General features: G+C 65.8%; 14 protein-coding genes. 9 read left to right on the top strand and 5 right to left on the bottom strand.

Translation table 11 applies throughout. The features are described from left to right. Positions 1–259: 259 nt before the first annotated feature. Positions 260–1,447: an ABC transporter substrate-binding protein gene (locus tag D4754_RS14640; RefSeq protein ID WP_121064878.1), complete on the bottom strand. Its 1,188-nt coding sequence runs from the start codon at positions 1,445–1,447 to the stop codon at positions 260–262. A gap of 182 nt (positions 1,448–1,629) precedes the next feature. On the opposite strand from D4754_RS14640, the gene D4754_RS14635 reads away from it, so the two are divergent. Next, positions 1,630–2,106 (top strand): DUF302 domain-containing protein, encoded by a 477-nt coding sequence (locus D4754_RS14635; RefSeq protein WP_240453893.1) that lies wholly within the window; start codon positions 1,630–1,632, stop codon positions 2,104–2,106. A 193-nt stretch (positions 2,107–2,299) separates the two neighbouring features. Next, positions 2,300–2,734, top strand: a complete 435-nt coding sequence (locus tag D4754_RS14630) for a VOC family protein (protein ID WP_121064874.1) — start codon at positions 2,300–2,302, stop codon at positions 2,732–2,734. Between the two features lie 263 nt (positions 2,735–2,997). On the opposite strand, the gene D4754_RS14625 is transcribed toward D4754_RS14630, so the two are convergent. Both D4754_RS14625 and D4754_RS14620 read right to left on the bottom strand, forming a co-directional pair. Beyond that, positions 2,998–4,257 (bottom strand): MFS transporter, encoded by a 1,260-nt coding sequence (locus D4754_RS14625; RefSeq protein ID WP_121064872.1) that lies wholly within the window; start codon positions 4,255–4,257, stop codon positions 2,998–3,000. A gap of 345 nt (positions 4,258–4,602) precedes the next feature. Beyond that, positions 4,603–5,385 carry an SDR family NAD(P)-dependent oxidoreductase gene (locus tag D4754_RS14620; protein ID WP_121064870.1) on the bottom strand — a complete coding sequence of 261 codons (783 nt, stop codon included), beginning with the start codon at positions 5,383–5,385 and terminating at the stop codon, positions 4,603–4,605. Positions 5,386–5,678: 293 nt separating this feature from the next. Here D4754_RS14620 and D4754_RS14615 point away from each other — a divergent pair, with 293 nt between their 5' ends. From D4754_RS14615 to D4754_RS14585, 7 genes are all read left to right on the top strand, one after another. Next, positions 5,679–7,295 (top strand): adenylate/guanylate cyclase domain-containing protein, encoded by a 1,617-nt coding sequence (locus tag D4754_RS14615; protein ID WP_163025928.1) that lies wholly within the window; start codon positions 5,679–5,681, stop codon positions 7,293–7,295. Positions 7,296–7,491: 196 nt separating this feature from the next. Further along, on the top strand, positions 7,492–8,544 hold the full coding sequence (locus D4754_RS14610) for a C4-dicarboxylate TRAP transporter substrate-binding protein (protein ID WP_240453892.1): 1,053 nt from the start codon (positions 7,492–7,494) through the stop codon (positions 8,542–8,544). Next, a complete protein-coding gene (locus tag D4754_RS14605) occupies positions 8,541–9,053 on the top strand; it encodes a TRAP transporter small permease subunit (protein ID WP_121064866.1) in 513 nt (170 codons plus the stop codon). The genes D4754_RS14610 and D4754_RS14605 overlap by 4 nt, the downstream gene beginning before the upstream one ends. Then, positions 9,050–10,360, top strand: a complete 1,311-nt coding sequence (locus D4754_RS14600; protein WP_121064865.1) for a TRAP transporter large permease — start codon at positions 9,050–9,052, stop codon at positions 10,358–10,360. Before D4754_RS14605 ends, D4754_RS14600 begins: the two co-directional genes overlap by 4 nt. Positions 10,361–10,371: 11 nt before the next feature. After that, positions 10,372–11,148, top strand: coding sequence for a cyclase family protein (locus D4754_RS14595; RefSeq protein WP_121064863.1), 777 nt, complete (start codon positions 10,372–10,374; stop codon positions 11,146–11,148). Between the two features lie 4 nt (positions 11,149–11,152). Beyond that, entirely contained in the window at positions 11,153–12,079 is a 927-nt protein-coding gene (locus tag D4754_RS14590; protein WP_121064861.1) for a fumarylacetoacetate hydrolase family protein, read from the top strand. Between the two features lie 427 nt (positions 12,080–12,506). Next, the gene (locus D4754_RS14585) at positions 12,507–13,088 is read left to right on the top strand and encodes a VOC family protein (RefSeq protein WP_121064859.1); all 582 of its coding nucleotides are present in this window, start codon (positions 12,507–12,509) and stop codon (positions 13,086–13,088) included. Between the two features lies 1 nt (position 13,089). On the opposite strand, the gene D4754_RS14580 is transcribed toward D4754_RS14585, so the two are convergent. Next, positions 13,090–13,377, bottom strand: coding sequence for a DUF1330 domain-containing protein (locus D4754_RS14580; protein WP_163025927.1), 288 nt, complete (start codon positions 13,375–13,377; stop codon positions 13,090–13,092). Next, positions 13,377–16,037, bottom strand: coding sequence for an alanine--tRNA ligase (alaS, locus tag D4754_RS14575; RefSeq protein WP_121064855.1), 2,661 nt, complete (start codon positions 16,035–16,037; stop codon positions 13,377–13,379). Before alaS ends, D4754_RS14580 begins: the two co-directional genes overlap by 1 nt. Positions 16,038–16,116 lie beyond the last annotated feature (79 nt).

The raw sequence follows: 16,116 nt of genomic DNA, 5'->3' as shown, positions 1-16,116 counted from the left end.
CATCTCTGCGGAGCCACCGTCGCCTGGGGCCGGCAGGAGCGGTCGCGGCCTTCCCGTCAAGGGGCCGCAGGCCCGCGCACCGCGCGGCTCGCCCTTGACGGGACGGGCGTGAGCGCCCAGGCCCCAATCAGGCGGCGGTGGATCTGCAGGGATGGCGGGCCCATCTCTGTGGTGAACCCGAGCTGCCCTTGCGATCATCGACCCACGAAAAAAGGGGCGCGCAAAGCACGCCCTTTCCATTCTCCACGTCCGGTCCGGATCAGCGGTAGCCGACCGTCTCGTACTTGCCGTCCTTGACCTCGACTTCGCGGTAGCTGCCGGCGTTCTCGCCGCCACCGATCAGTTCGACCGCCGACGCGCCGACATAGTCGATGTCGCCGCCCGATTTCAGGATCTCGATCGCCTTGGCCAGTTCACCCGGCATGATTTCCTCGCCCGGCGCGTTGGCTACCTCGAAGATCTTCGGGCCGTACTCGGACGGCTCGGTCGAGCCGGCTGCCTGCATCGCCAGCGCGAAGAGCGCCGCGGCGTCATAGCTTTCCGGCGCATAGGCCGAGGTGCCGTCGAAGCCCTTCTTCTCGCTCATGTCGGCGATCAGCGTGGTGCCTTCGCCGCCCGAGCCCGCGATCTGGCCGAAGGACCCGTTCAGGTCATCGCCCAGGGCCTCGGTGATCGAATCGCCGATCATGCCGCCCGGCATGCCGAACGTGTCCCATGCACCTGCATCCATGGCCGACCGGATGACGCCCAGGCCGCCCTGGTCAAGATAGCCCGCCACGACGAGGATATCGCCGCCAGCCGCTGCCAGTGCCGCCACTTCCGACGAATAATCGCCGCGCCCGTCTTCGTGGGCCGCCACGATGGTCACTTCGCCGCCGGCTGCCTTGAACGAGCTTTCGATCGCGTCGGCCAGGCCCTTGCCGTAGTCGTTGTTGGTGTAGGTCAGCGCGATGCTTTCGATCCCGCGTTCCTTCAGGATCTCGGCCATCACTTCGCCTTCGCGCGCGTCCGACGGCGCGGTGCGGAAGAACAGGTCATCGTCTTCGGCCGTCGACAGCGCCGGCGACGTGGCGGAGGGCGAGATCATGACCATGCCGTTGGCACGCGCCACGTTCTGCAGGATAGCGCCGGTCACGCCGGAACAGTCACCGCCCACGATGCCCTTCACGCCCTCGGCGATCAGGCGTTCCGCGTTCGACGTGGCCAGGCCGTTGTCGATGCAGCCCGTGTCGGCGCGCACCGGGACCAGCATGTCGCCGTCGAGGATGCCGCCGGCGGAATTTATTTCTTCCATCGCCAGTTCGGCGCCCTGGGCCATGTTGCCGGCAAGGCTTTCGATGGGGCCGGTATAGCCCAGCAGCACACCGATCTTGACGTCTTCGGCCGCAACGCTACCGGCCGCCGTCATCAGCGCCGCCGCAGCCGTGGCTGTCAGGAACTTTTTCATTTCAGACTCCCTTTTGGTGTTTATGCGCGCGAGGCTATTCAGTCCCGCGCCGGTTGGAAAGGCCTTCCCGCACCCTTATTGCGAGACATCCCCCGCGGTAGCCTCGCGCGCAGGGGATCGCGCCCGGATTGCGCCGGGACCTGTGCCTTGCGATAATGGCCGTAATCGCGAAAGGTGTTCCGATGACCCGACTGTTCTCCACCCTGCTGCTCTCGCTGGCCCTGGGCGGGCCGCTCGCCGCCGGAAATATGGCCGAACGCCCCGGATGGAAGGTGCATCCGACCGACATGCCGTTCGCGACGCTCTACCAGTCGCTGAAAGAGGCGATCGCGGCCCGGAAGATGGGTCTTGTCACGCAGGCCAGCGCTTCGGACGGGGCGCGGATGCAGGGGATCGAGATCCCCGGTAACCGCGTCATCGGCGTCTACCGCAACGATTACGCGCGGCGCATGCTGAAGGCCAGCCTTGCCGCCGGTATCGAGGCTCCGATCCGCTTTTACCTGACCGAGAACGCCGACGGGACCGGAACGCTGTCCTACAAGACGCCCAGCCACGTCTTCGCGCCCTACATGGATGAGGGCGGCGAGGCGTTGCAGGCGCTGGCCCGCGAACTCGACATTGTCTTCGCCCGCATCGCGGAACAGGCGCGGACGCCGTAGACTGTCGCGTCGCCCCCGGCGGCGCGCATGCGAGGCAACCGCGCGTCTCCGCGACAACGCGCAAGATCCCTGACGTCATACGCGGATGATCGACCGAATGCCCTTGCGCGCCGCGGATGGCAGGGCACACTCCATGTCGACCGGCCGCACCGCGTGCTGCAAGGCCCGGGCTCAGCATTAGGGATTCCGCAGCATGATTGCCTACGTCACCGTCGGTGCAGATGACATGGCTCGCGCGAAGCGGTTCTATTCCGCCTTCCTGCCCGCGTTGGGCTACCGGCTTACGGAAGGTCCCGAAGGCCTGAGCTACGCGCTGCCCGTTGAATCGGGCCAGTCTCCGGTGCTGCCGGATTTCTACGTCAAGGCACCCTTCGATGGCCGGGGTGCCTCGGCCGGCAACGGCGCCATGGTCGCGTTCGAGGCCGGCAGCCAGAGCCAGGTCCGCATCCTTCATGCCGAAGCCCTCGCCGCAGGCGGCTCCGACGAAGGCAAACCGGGGTTCCGCCCGTCCTACGGGCCTCATTTCTTTGTCGGCTACCTGCGCGACCCTCAAGGCAACAAGATCGCACTGTTCTCCAGCGATCTGGCCGAACCCGGGAGAGACGACCGGGGCCACCAATCGACATGATCGCCTGCCAGCCGACAGCACGTGTCGCCAAGAGTGGCCGCAGAACGTGACCAGACGGTCCGACCGGCAACGGGCGCCACGATCAAAGCCACCGCCGCAGCGCACCGCTTCCGCAGACGCTCCTCACCCTGTTCACGGTGACGGATGGCCTTTGTGGTGACGGGCCAATCGACATCCCGGACCTTCTTTGGTCTTCAAATACCTCAGGCGAGGCCGGACCGCAGGTCCGGACGGGGCAAAGCCTCAATCTCACAGCAAACCCCTCACCGCCCCTTAAGCTTCACGACCGCCGTCGCCACCAGCCCCAGCGCCAGGAAGACCAGGAGGATATAGGCCGGCCAGAGCATGTTCCCGCTCCAGTGAATGAGCGCGGTCGAGACCAAAGGCGTCAGGCCTCCGATCACCGCGAAGCCGATGTTGTAGGTGAAGGCCACGCCGGAAAACCGCACGTCGGTGGGAAAGATCGCGGTCAGCACCGCCGGCGTCGGCCCCCAGGCGAAAGCCGCGAGGATCGACAGGATCGCCATCACCGCCATCACGTTGCCCGGCCCCTTGCCCAGCCAGATATAAAGCGGCAGGCAGGTCACCAACAGCAGGCCCGCGCCGATGAAGGTCGGCAGCCGCAGACGTCCCGTCCGGTCGGCAAGCCACCCCGCCAGCGGCATCGGCAGGGAAAAGATGATGATCCCCACGATGCTCGCCGCCGCGACAGAGGCATGGGGGTATTTCAGCAGCGTCGTCACGTAGGTGTCGAAATAGAGATAGAACATCGACACGATGACCGCCCCCATCCCGGTGATGAAGACGCCCGCGATCACGCCGCGCATGTTGTTCTGCAAAAGCATGGCCAGAGGAACCTTGTGGGCGTCGGACTCCATCTCGGCAAAGGCCGGCGATTCCGACAGCTGCGCCCGCATCACGAATCCCAGGAAGGCGATGGCGCCACCGACAAGAAAACCGATCCGCCAGCCGTAGGACAGGATCTGCGCTGGATCGAGGGTTGACACCAGCGCCCATTGGACGACATGGGCCAACAGAAGCCCGATATTGATCATCAGGAACAGCACGCCACAGGCCAGCCCGCGGCGTTCGGGCATGGTCTCGGTGATCAGGACCATCGCGCCGGGGATCTCGCCTCCCAGCGACAGGCCCTGGACGATCCGCAGCAGCACGAACAGGATACTCGCCGCGATCCCGATCTGGGCATAGCCCGGCATCAGCCCCATAAGAATCGTGGCCCCCGCCATCCCGGCGATCGAGATCCGCAGCATGTTCTTGCGCCCGAACCGGTCCCCGAAATGCGAGAACACGATGCCGCCGAAGGGCCGCGCCAGGTAGCCGATGGCAAAGACGGTAAAGGCCGCCAGGAGGTTCGCGACCGCGTTGCCGCTGGGAAAGAACGTCTGCCCGATCACGTCGGCAAAGACGGCGTAGATCACGAAATCATAGAATTCCAGCCCGCCGCCCAGACTGCTCAGCATCAATGCCCGGCGACGTTCCCCGCCCGAGATCCGCGTGTCCATACCATTCCCCCGTTTATACCACATCGCCCTTTCCGGACGCATGGCCACGACACTGCCAAGGGCGGAATGCGCAGGTCAAGACGGTTGGCATGACGGGCAGCACGCGGGCCCGACGCGTCTTCATCCCTGCAACGGATTCTCCGGCCGCCCCGGCGTGTGGGGGCTCTGCCCCCGCCCGGACCTGCGGTCCGGCGTGACGTCTGCGATATCCTGCGCCTGCAGCACGCGGGTCCCGGCGGCGATACGATCGAAACACCCGCCAACCCGGGGCCGCCGCGGGCACCGCGGCACGGGGCGGCAGGGTTCGATGCCCCGCCGAGCCGTCCCCGATTGCGGAACACTCCCCTACCCCGCGGTCCAACCGCCATCCACCAGCAGCGAGGTGCCCGTCACCATCGTCGCCGCGTCCGAGGCGAGGTACAGGATCGCCGCCGCGACGTCGCCGACCTCGGCCACCCGGTCCAGCCGGATGTTGGCGTCGATCCAGGCGCGTTTCGCCGGGTCGCGGAAGGTCGGCTCGGTCAGCGGGGTCCGCACGAAGGTCGGCGCCACCGCGTTCACCCGGATGCCCTTCGCGCCCCAGTCCAGCGCCATAGCGCGGATCATGCCTTCCAGCCCCCATTTCGACGCGCAGTAGACCGCGCGATCCACGCCGCCGACATGGCCCATCTGGCTCGAGACATGCACGATCGATCCCGGCCGCCCCGCGGCCATCAGGGCGCGCGCGCAGAGCGTCGACAGGAAGAACGCCGCCCGCAGGTTCAGCCCGATGACCGCATCGAAATCCGCGGCCGACATCGTCTCTGCCGGGCCCAGCCGCGCGGTGCCGGCCGAATTGACCACAACGTCGAAAACCCGGCCTTGCAAGGCCGCCTCCAGCGCATCCAGATCGGCCATGTCCACGGCCAGCGCCTCGGCCGACCCGCCAGCTGCTTTCAGCGCGGTCACGGTCTCCTCCAGCGTGTCCTTCCGCCGGGCAAGGCAGACGACATGGGCCCCGGCGGCGGCGAGCGCCACGGCCGCGCCCTCGCCTATGCCCGACGACGCGCCGGTCACCATCGCCACTTTTCCGTCCATCCTGAACGACGGCACAGGCGGCAGCGGTTTCGGCCCGGTTGCTGTCGTCATGGTCCCGTCTCCCGTACTGGCCTGCACCAAATGTGTCCGCACCGGAGCCCGGCGGCGATGGCGTCAGAAGGCATCGGGGGACGGACGCCGTCAAGACGTGGAGGATCGGAGGCCGGGTTACGGTGTGTGGAGACCACGCACCCTACGGCAGTGGGCCTCTCCGGTCCCTGGATATCCACGGAAGCCCCGCGCGCGCCGACACCCATTGGCGGCGTCGGCGGAACTGCGTAAACTGCGCAGCACGTCGGCGGTATTTTTCGTCGATGCGTAGAAGGTTCAGGGGCAGTCGGTACATGAGCAAACTGGACAACATCGGACGGGCCCTGCTCGAGCGGCCGCTCTGGCTGGCCGCCGTCGTCATCGTTTCGGTTCTGGGGCTGCCGCTGGTCGTCTGGCTCGATCTCGAGGAGATGTCCGAAACCTCGCTCTACCATCAGGCGCAGGGCATTCACCGCATCGTGGACGCGATGCAGGAGTACTACACCGACAACGTGATCTCCCGCGTCGACACCGCCACCGGGCAGGTCCTGTCCGTCCATAATTTCCGCGATGTCCCCAACGCGATCCCCATCCCGCAGACCATGGCGATCGAACTGGGCAAGATCATCAGCGCGATGGAAGGCGGCGCCGATTTCCGCTTCGTGTCGGACGAACATTTCGGCCACCGGACCTCGCACAAGCTGACCGATTTCGAGGAACGCGCGCTGGCGCATTTCCGCGAAGACCCGGAAGACCATGTCGTGATGGTCGAACATACCGGTAACCTGCTGGACCATGGCGTCGTCATGGCGACCCCGGTCCTGATGGAAGGGCCGTGCGTTACCTGCCACAACAGCCACCCCGAAAGCCCCAAGCACGACTGGAAGGTTGGCGATGTAAGGGGGCTTCAGGTGATCTCGGTCACTCAGCCCGTGACGCTGGGCATATGGTCGTTCCGGTTCATCCTGATCTACATCCTTGTCGCCGGCACCCTGGGCGCCATCGTGGCCACGCTGCAATACCGGCTGGCCAAGACCTATTCCGGCATGAACGCGCAGCTGGCCGACAAGAACGCGTTCCTTGCGCAGATCTCGACCAGCATCTCGAAATACCTGCCGCCGCAGGTCTACCGGTCGATCTTCGCGGGCGAACGGGATGCCTCGATCTCGACCGAGCGGAAGAAGCTGACGGTCTTCTTCTCGGACATCAAGGATTTCACCTCGACCACCGAAGGCATGCAGCCCGAGGATCTGACGCAGGTCCTGAACGAATACTTCACGGAAATGACCCGGATCGCGGCAAAGCACGGGGCGACCATCGACAAGTTCATCGGCGACGCCATCGTGGCCTTCTTCGGCGATCCCACGACGATGGGCGTGGCGGAAGACGCCCGCGCCTGCGTGCGCATGGGGCTGGAGATGCAGGCCCGCATGCTGGAACTGGAGCATAAGTGGCACGATGCCGGCTTCACCCGGCCCTTCCGGATCCGCATCGGGATCAATACGGGCTATTGCAACGTGGGCAATTTCGGATCCAACGACCGGATGGATTACACCATCATCGGGGCCGAGGTGAACCTGGCCGCGCGGCTGGAAAGCCTGGCCGAGCCCGGCGGCATCGTGATGAGTTCGGAAACCTACGGCCATGTCCGCGATTTCGTGCCCGCCGCGTCGATGGCGGAATTCGACATCAAGGGCATCACCCGCAAGGTCCGGCCCTACCGGGTGGAGATGGACCTGTTGCACGTCAAGCGCGCCCCCTATGACCTGACCGACGGCGGCACGCGGCTGGTGATCAACCTGACGGAAGTCGACCCCGACCTGCGCGAAAAACTGCAGACCACGGTCACCGATATCCTGGCCGAAGATCCGCAGAAAGACGACACGCCGCGAACCCGTGACGCGACGGAGCACTCCGACTCCGACGCTTGATCGGGCCACCGGCGTCTGTATCGTTGCCGGGCGTTTCGCTGGTAGGCAACGGTCCTGAGTCGATCCGCGGGAAGAGGAGTCCGCAAATCGATGTACCCGCCTCTCCGCCTTGAACCGGCCGCACGTGCCGGGGGGCCGCGATGCGCGAAGATCAGGCCGGACCTTCATCCGGCCGCCAATTGGGAGGGGATACCCCGTGTTGAAACACTGCCTTCTGGCCGGCGCCATGGCGCTTGCCCCCGTATCGGCCATGGCCGAAACCATCACTGCCACCGTCGTCGCGGGCCATCCGCCCGTCTTCCGCTGGGTCCGTGTTCTGCCCGAGGTGTTCGAGCCCGCCGTCAACGCGGCCCTTGAAGGCACCGACTACACGGTCGACTTCGACAACCAGTTCGGCGGCTCCATCGCCAAGGTGGGAGAGGAACTGGAGACCGTGGGCGAAGGGCTGGCCGAAATCGGGACGATCCAGTCGCTCTTCGATCCCGCGAAGCTGGCGGTGCAGAACGTCACCTACTACACGCCTTTCGTCACCGACGACCCGCGCGCGATCCAGACGCTGATGGCCAAACTGCACACCGAGGAAGAAGGCATGCAGCAAGCCTACGAGGACGAGAACATCGTCTACCTGGGCTCGCCCACCGTCATCGACGATTACCTGCTGATGACGAATTTTCCGGTCAATTCCATGGCCGATCTGGAAGGCCGCCGGATCGCCGCGCCCGGCGCTGCCGTCAACTGGCTGTCGGGCACGGGCGCGGTGGGCGTGTCGGGCAACCTGACGACCTATTACAACGAGATCCAGACCGGCGTGTATGACGGCGTGCTGGTCTTCGCCTCCGCCGCCCTGCCCGGCAAGCTGCACGAGGTCGCGCCACACATCACCAAGCTGGGCCTTGGCGCACAATTCGCGGGCGTCCTGGGGGCCAACCTGGACTGGTACGAGGGCCTGCCGACCGAGGTCCAGCAAGCTTTGCATGAAGGCGCGGATGCGGCGGCCGAATGGTACATTTCGGATCTTGAGAAATTCGTGGCCATAGCCTTCGACAAGATGGGCGAAGCCGGTGCCACGATCCAGGACGCACCGCCCGAGATGCGCCAGCAATGGGCCGACAACATGGACAACGTCGCCAAGGCCTGGGCCACCCAGCTTGACGGCCAGGGACTTCCAGCGACCGAGATGCTGAGCCTCTACATGGAAGAAATGCGCGCCGCCGGGGCTGTCCCGCTGCGCGACTGGGACAAGGAATGACGGCAGCGGGGAAACTCCTCGACGTCGTCACGCAAGGCTTGAACATCGCAGGCTCGATCCTGATCGTCGGGCTGATGGTGATGATCGGTGCCGACGTGGCGGGGCGCGGCCTTCTGGGCGCGCCCCTGCCCGGCGTGCCGGAAATGGTGAGCCTGTCCATCGTGGCCATCGTCTTCCTGCAGATCCCGGCCGCGATGCGCGCCGGGCGCCTGACCCGGTCGGACGCCGTGCTGGACCGCATCACCGCGCGCTGGCCCGGCGTCGCGCGGTGGCTGGAGACCGTATTCGACCTGATCGCCATCTTCATCATCTGGATGATCGTGTCGTCCACCTGGCCGCTTTTCGAACGCTCGTGGCGCCGAGGCGATTTCGTGGGCGCCATCGGTGATTTTACCGCGCCCACGTGGCCGGTGAAGGGCATCATCATGGTGGGCTGTTCCGTCCTGATCCTGCAATTCGTGGTGCGTATTCTCCGCCGATTCCTGGCGCCCGCGGAGGCGCAGGCATGACCCCGTTCGAGATCGGACTGATCGCACTTGCCGCCATGGGGGTCCTTGTGCTGTTCGGCCTCTGGGTGCCCATCGCGCTGATGGCCTGTTCCTTCGGCGGCGTCTGGGCGATCAAGGGCTCACCCGAACTGGCCGGAAAGCTGCTGGCGCTGTCGGCCAATGACACGCTGCAAAGCTATTATTTCGGGGTCGTGCCGCTCTTCGTGCTGATGGGCTTCGTGGTCTCGGAATCCGGCATGGGGCGCGATGCCTATGACGTGGCCAACACGCTCTTCCGACGGCTGCGCGGCGGGCTGGGCGTGGGCACCGTGGGCGCCAACGCGATCTTTGCCGCGATCACGGGAATCTCCATCGCGTCGGCCGCCGTTTTCACCCGCATCGCCGTGCCGCAGATGCTGCGCCACGGCTACACCGCGCGCTTCGCCGTGGGCGTGGTTGCAGGTTCAAGCGTGCTGGGCATGCTGATCCCGCCGTCGCTCCTGCTGATCCTCTACGGCGTCATCACGGAACAGAGCATCGGCCACCTTTTCCTTGCCGGCATCGGCCCAGGCCTGCTTTTGGCCTGCGTCTTCGGCATCGGCGTGGTGCTGGGCGCGATCTTCCTGCCGGGCCACGTGCAGCCCAATCGCGAGGCGGGGGACGAAATCCCCGGCCTCACCGCACGCCAGATGCTGGTGAAGGGCCTGCCCATCGCCATCCTGATCGTCTACGTGTTGGGCGGCATCTACGGCGGCTGGTTCACCCCGGTCGAAGCCGGTGCCATGGGCGCCATCGGCGCTCTGGTCATAGGCTTCGCCAAACGGTCCCTGACGCTCGCGGGCCTCTGGCGCGTGCTGGTCGAAACCGGCCTTGTCACCGCCGCCGTCTGCTTCCTGATCATCGCGGCCCAGATGTATGCCCGCATGCTCGCGTTCTCCGGCATCCCCGCGGGGTTCGGCGAACTCGCCGCCCATGCCGACCTTGGGCTGATGGGGCTGATGCTGCTTTATATCCTGATCGTCGTGGCGCTGGGAATGATCCTCGACAGCTCCTCGATCATGCTGATCCTCGTGCCGATCATGCTGCCGGTGCTGGCGCCCATGAATGTCGACCTGATCTGGTTCGGCATCGTCACCGTCATCGCGATCGAGATCGGCCTGCTGACGCCCCCGTTCGGCCTCTCGGTCTATGTCATCAAGTCGACGCTCGACGACCCCACGATCACGCTCGGCGATATCTTCGCCGGCGCCGCCCCCTTCGCGCTGATGATGCTCATGGTCCTGGGCCTCGTCCTCGCGTTCCCCGTTATTGCCACCGGTCTTCTGTAGGAGGGTTCCCAATGCCCCGTAAATTCATCGACATCTCTGTCGCGCTCGAGTCTGGCATCGCCTCGGACCCGCCGATGGCCCTGCCCGAGATCGACTACATCGCCCACGACCAGTCCGCCGACCAGATCCTGTCCTTCTTCCCGGGGCTGACCCGCGACGACCTGCCGGGAGGCGAAGGCTGGGCGGTAGAACAACTGCGCGTCTCGACCCACAACGGCACGCATCTGGACGCGCCCTATCACCATCATTCCACCATGAATGGCGGTGAACGCGCCTGGACCATCGACGAGGTGCCGCTGGAATGGTGCTTCAACCCCGGCGTGAAGCTGGATTTCCGCCACCTGGCCGACGGATATGTCTGCACCGCCGCCGATGTCGAAGCCGAGCTGAAGCGCATCGGGCACGAGCTGCAGCCGCTCGACATCGTCGTCGTCAACACCGCCGCCGGCGCCCGGTACGGCCATGACGATTACGTCGCCCGCGGATGCGGGATGGGGCGCGAGGCGACGCTCTACCTGCTGGAACGCGGGGTCCGCGTGACCGGCACGGACGCATGGAGCTGGGATGCCCCCTTCCTCCACACCGCCCAGAAGTTCGCGGAGGAAAAGGACCCGTCGATCATCTGGGAAGGCCACCGCGCCTCGATGGAGATCGGGTACAGCCACATCGAGAAGCTGACGAACCTCGACCAGCTGCCCGACACGGGCTTCACCGTCTCGTGCTTCCCGTTCAAGATCAAGGGCGCCTCGGCCGGATTCGTCCGCGCCGTCGCCATCATCGAGGAGTGACCCCATGCGCCTTGGAACAGTAGAGGTCGCGGGCGTGCCCCGCCTGATCGCCCTGACCGCCGACAACTGGCTTCTGGACCTCACGGCCGAGGCCCACGCCCGCGGCGAAGGGGCTGCGGCGTTCAAGGACATGCTGACCCTGATCGAAACCGGCGATGTCGGGCTGGACCAAGCCCGGGGCCTGCTGGAGGACGCCCCGCAAAGCGATCTGCTGGACCCCAACGCCGTCCGCTACCTGCCGCCGATACTTCCCGTCCAGTACCGCGATTGCCTGGTCTTCGAAGAGCACCTCGCCAATTGCCTGGCCGCGTTCGAGACGATGGGCGGCCCCAAGGGCGCGATCCCGCCCGTCTGGTACGATCAGCCGATCTATTACAAGGGCAACCGCATGTCCTTCATCGGCCACGGACAGGACGTGATCTGGCCCGCCTACGCCGAGTTCCTGGACGTCGAACTGGAGCTGGCCATCGTGCTGGGGAAACAGGGCAAGGACATCCCGGAAAACGACGCCGCCCGCCACATCTTCGGCTACACCATCCTGAACGACGTCTCGGCCCGCGACGCGCAATCGAAGGAGATGCCGGGCCAGCTGGGCCCCGCCAAGGGCAAGGATTTCGACACCGGCAACATCCTGGGCCCCTACATCCTGACGGCAGACGAGGTCGACCATCCGATAGCGCTCGACATGGACCTGCGGGTGAACGGCGAGCGCTGGGGCGGCGGCAATTCCCGCGCGATGCAGCACGATTTCGGCGCGATCCTTGCGCATATCTCAGCGTCCGAGACGCTCTACCCCGGCGAGGTCATCGGCTCCGGCACCGTCGGCACCGGCTGCGGGCTGGAACAGGGCCGCAAACTGGCACCGGGCGACACGTTCGAACTGGAGATCGAGAAGATCGGCACGCTCATCAACCGGATCGTGCGCCCCTGAAGGCCAGTGGCGGTGCGTGGGGACCACGCACCCTACGGCAATTGTTCCGGGCCGGTCGGACGCGGCCCATGGGCGGATGCCTCCGGCGGGAGTATTTGGGAAAAGAAGAACAGGGGCGCGCGCCTGCCCGGTCCACATGGATCACCCAAAGCCATCCCTGCGGAGCCACCGTCGCCTGGGGCCAGCAGGAGCGGTCGCGGCCCTCCCGTCAAGGCGGCGCAGCCCCGCGCGCCAGCGCGGCTTGCCCTTGACGGGAGGGGCGTGAGCGCTCAGGCCCAAACCAGACGATGGTGGGTCTGCAGGGATGGCGGGCCCATCTCTGTGGTGAACCCGAGCTGTTCTGCCACGCACGTTACCTGCGCGCGACGATCGGTTTCTCGGACAGCGCTTCGTGCTACCTTCCAAGGGCCAAACGGGAGGAACAGACATGCGAAAATTGCAGGCACAAGGCGTCCATCACATCACGCTGACCGGGGCCGACCGTCAGACGAGCATCGATTTCTGGGAAGGCCTTCTGGGCATGCCCTTCATCTTCGACCAGCCCAACCTCGACAATCCCGACGAGGGGCACCTGTATTTCGACCCGGGCGACGGGCGGCTGATCACCGTCTTCACGAACGAGACCCGGACGCCCGACAAGCGCCGCACGCCGACCGATCCGGGCTGTGTCCACCACCTGGCCTTCAACGTCTCGAAGGCCACGTTCAGCCAGGCCGTAACGCGGCTCGACGAACGCGGGATCGGGCATTCCGGCGTGAAAGACCGCGGTTTCATGGATTCGATCTACTTCAAGGACCCGATGGGCCTCTTGATCGAACTGGCCAGCTACCGGTTCGAGCCGCCCGTGGGCTGCACCCATGCCGATGTCATGATCGAGGCGCACCGCAAGCGGGTGGAGGCCGGCGATTACAACATTCAGGAAAGCCACCTCGCCGACGCGATCGAACTGCTGGTTCTGCGCCGGCAAGGGTCGTTGTCGGAAGACCGGGCCCCGAAGAACCCGTACTGACTTATTCGACCATTTCCACGACCACGAGGTCGCGTTCGGAGGCGTTCTTCGCGTGCGAAAGAGCCTCCTGGTATTCGGGGGAGTTGTAGCAATCCACCGCCGCCTCGACACTGGGGAACTGCGCCACGACATTGCGGGCGCGCTCGCGACCCTCAAGCTGCACGTAGCGCCCGCCGCGGACAAGGAACGTCCCGCCATGCTTGGCGATGGCGGGGCCCGCCAGTTTCGCGTATTTGCCGTAGCTTTCTTCGTCCGTCACGTGGACATTGGTGATCCAAAGAGCGCCCATCATTTCTCTCCCAGTACTATTTCCGCGGCCGCGATCGCCGCATCGGCGGCCGTTGCATCCGGCCCGCCGCCCTGCGCCATGTCGGGCCGGCCACCGCCGCCCTTGCCGCCCAGCTTTTCGACCGCCGCACGGACGAGGTCGACGGCCGAGATCCTGTCTTTCAGGTCATCCGTGACGCCCGCCGCAACAGCCGCCTTGCCGCCGGTATCGGCGATCAGCAGCACCGCGCCCGTGCCCAACCGCGTCTTGTGTTCGTCGACGAGCGGCGGAAGGTCCTTGCCCGTGACGCCGGTCAGCACCTGGGCGAGGAACGGCACGCCGTTCACGTCCTTCGCTTCGGGCGCGGCCTGACCGCCGCCCGACATCGCCACCTCGCGACGCAATTGCGCGACCTCGGCCTGCAGCGCTTTGCGTTCCTCCAGCAGGGCCTTCACACGCTCGGGCACCTCGGCCACGCCGGATTTCAGGACCGATGCCGCTTCGGCCAGCCTCTCGCCCTGACCGGCCAGGTAATCCAGGGCCGCCTGCCCGGTCAGCGCCTCGATCCGGCGCACACCGGCGGAGGACGCGCTGTCGGCCACCGTCACGAAGGCGCCGATATCGCCCGTCTGTTTCACATGGGTGCCGCCACACAGTTCCAGCGAATAGGTCGCCTTGTCTGCGCCCTTGCCCGAGCCCGGCTGCATGCCCATCGACACCACGCGGACCTCGTCCCCGTACTTCTCTCCGAACAGAGCCTGCGCGCCGATCTCACGCGCGTCGTCGGGCGCCATGATCCGCGTCTCGACAGGGGCGTTCTGCCGGATGAAGGCATTCACGTCGCGTTCGACCTTGGCCATCTCCTCGACCGTCAGCGCCTTGGCGTGGGAGAAATCGAACCGCAGACGGTCCTGCGCATTCAGCGAGCCGCGCTGCGCCACGTGATCGCCCAGCGTTTCGCGAAGCGCTTCGTGCAGCAGGTGCGTGGCCGAATGGTTGGCGCGGATGGCGGTACGGCGGGTGTGATCGACCTCCAGCATGGCCGGTTCGCCGCTGGCAATTTCGCCCTCGGTCACTTCGGCCATGTGGATGAAAACGCCCGCCGTCTTCTTGGTGTCGGTGATCGTGGCCGTGCCGGTATCGGTCTTCAGCACGCCGGTATCGCCGACCTGCCCGCCGGATTCACCGTAAAACGGCGTCTGGTTCAGGGCGATCTGGACCGTGGCGCCCTTGCCCGCCTTGTCGATCAGCGCGCCGCCTTCCACGATGGCCACGATCTGGCCCTCGGCCGTCTCGGTCTCGTACCCCAGGAAATCGGTGGCGCCGTGTTCGTCGGCCACGTCGAACCAGACGGTCGCATCCGCCGTCTCGCCCGAACCGGACCACGCCGCGCGGGCCTTGGCCTTCTGTTCGGCCATGGCCTTGTCGAAGCCATCGGTATCGACCGCCCTGCCCTTTTCGCGCAGCGCGTCCTGCGTGAGGTCGAGCGGGAAGCCGTAGGTATCGTAAAGCTTGAACGCCGCCTCGCCCGGCAGGTTCGCGTCCCCGGGCAGGCCGGCCAGTTCATCGTCCAGCAGTTTCAGCCCGCGGTCGAGCGTCTGCTTGAAGCGGGTTTCTTCCAGCCGGAGGGTTTCCTCGATCAGCGCCTGGGCGCGGCCGAGCTCCGGGTAGGCCGCGCCCATCTGGCGGACCAGCGCGGGCACCAGCCGGTACATCACCGGATCCTTGGCCCCCAGCAGATGCGCATGACGCATCGCGCGCCGCATGATCCGGCGCAGCACGTAGCCGCGGCCATCGTTCGATGGCATCACGCCATCGGCCATAAGGAAAGATGTCGACCGCAGGTGATCCGCGATCACCCGGTGATGCACGCTGCCCGGGCCGTCGGGGTCGGAACTCGTGGCCTCCGCGCTCGCCAGGATCAGCGAACGCATCAGGTCGGTCGCGTAGTTGTCGTTGGTCCCCTGCAGTAGCGCCGCCACGCGCTCGATCCCCATGCCGGTATCAATCGACGGGTGCGGGAGGTCGGATTGGGAACCGTCCTCGAACCGTTCGTGCTGCATGAAGACGATGTTCCAGATCTCGACGAAACGGTCGCCGTCTTCGTCCGGACTGCCCGGAGGCCCACCCCAGATGTGATCGCCGTGATCGAAGAAGATCTCCGACGACGGGCCGCAGGGGCCGGTCGGGCCCATCATCCAGAAATTGTCATCCGTCGCGATGCGGATGATGCGGTCGTCGGGCAGGCCCGCGACCTTCTTCCAAAGATCGGCGGCTTCGTCATCGGTGTGGTAGACCGTGACCAGCAGTTTGTCGGCGGGGATGTCGAGTTCCTTGGTCACCATCTCCCACGCGAAGGGAATGGCCTGTTCCTTGAAGTAATCCCCGAACGAAAAATTCCCCATCATTTCGAAGAAGGTATGATGGCGGGCGGTATAGCCCACGTTATCAAGATCGTTGTGCTTGCCCCCGGCGCGGACGCATTTCTGCGCCGTCGTGGCGCGCGAATAATCGCGGTGCTCGACACCGGTGAAGACGTTCTTGAACTGCACCATGCCCGAGTTGACGAACATCAGCGTGGGATCGTTCCGCGGGACAAGCGGGCTGGATTGGACGACCGCGTGGCCGTTCTTCTGGAAGTAGTTCAGAAAGGTAGACCGGATATCGTTAACGGTGGGCATGGGGGCGGGCCTTCGACGCGGAATTCAGGGTGCCGTTCCACATACCCACCTGCGCGAAGCCTGTCCACCGGGGGCGTCT

This window comes from Chachezhania antarctica, assembly GCF_003646465.1.
Classification (GTDB): Bacteria; Pseudomonadota; Alphaproteobacteria; order Rhodobacterales; family Rhodobacteraceae; genus Chachezhania; species Chachezhania antarctica.
The sequence above is the reverse complement of the archived record's forward strand: the minus strand, read 5'-3'. Positions and strand labels throughout refer to the sequence as shown.

Bases quoted from the DNA above. Each gene is read 5' to 3' on its own strand.
- D4754_RS14615 (WP_163025928.1), top strand. From the start codon at position 5,679: ATGAGCAAACTGGACAACATCGGACGGGCCCTGCTCGAGCGGCCGCTC.
- D4754_RS14640 (WP_121064878.1), bottom strand. From the start codon at position 1,447: ATGAAAAAGTTCCTGACAGCCACGGCTGCGGCGGCGCTGATGACGGCG.
- D4754_RS14590 (WP_121064861.1), top strand. From the start codon at position 11,153: ATGCGCCTTGGAACAGTAGAGGTCGCGGGCGTGCCCCGCCTGATCGCC.
- alaS (WP_121064855.1), bottom strand. From the start codon at position 16,037: ATGCCCACCGTTAACGATATCCGGTCTACCTTTCTGAACTACTTCCAG.
- D4754_RS14625 (WP_121064872.1), bottom strand. From the start codon at position 4,257: ATGGACACGCGGATCTCGGGCGGGGAACGTCGCCGGGCATTGATGCTG.
- D4754_RS14580 (WP_163025927.1), bottom strand. From the start codon at position 13,377: ATGGGCGCTCTTTGGATCACCAATGTCCACGTGACGGACGAAGAAAGC.
- D4754_RS14620 (WP_121064870.1), bottom strand. From the start codon at position 5,385: ATGACGACAGCAACCGGGCCGAAACCGCTGCCGCCTGTGCCGTCGTTC.
- D4754_RS14635 (WP_240453893.1), top strand. From the start codon at position 1,630: ATGACCCGACTGTTCTCCACCCTGCTGCTCTCGCTGGCCCTGGGCGGG.
- D4754_RS14585 (WP_121064859.1), top strand. From the start codon at position 12,507: ATGCGAAAATTGCAGGCACAAGGCGTCCATCACATCACGCTGACCGGG.
- D4754_RS14630 (WP_121064874.1), top strand. From the start codon at position 2,300: ATGATTGCCTACGTCACCGTCGGTGCAGATGACATGGCTCGCGCGAAG.
- D4754_RS14605 (WP_121064866.1), top strand. From the start codon at position 8,541: ATGACGGCAGCGGGGAAACTCCTCGACGTCGTCACGCAAGGCTTGAAC.
- D4754_RS14595 (WP_121064863.1), top strand. From the start codon at position 10,372: ATGCCCCGTAAATTCATCGACATCTCTGTCGCGCTCGAGTCTGGCATC.
- D4754_RS14600 (WP_121064865.1), top strand. From the start codon at position 9,050: ATGACCCCGTTCGAGATCGGACTGATCGCACTTGCCGCCATGGGGGTC.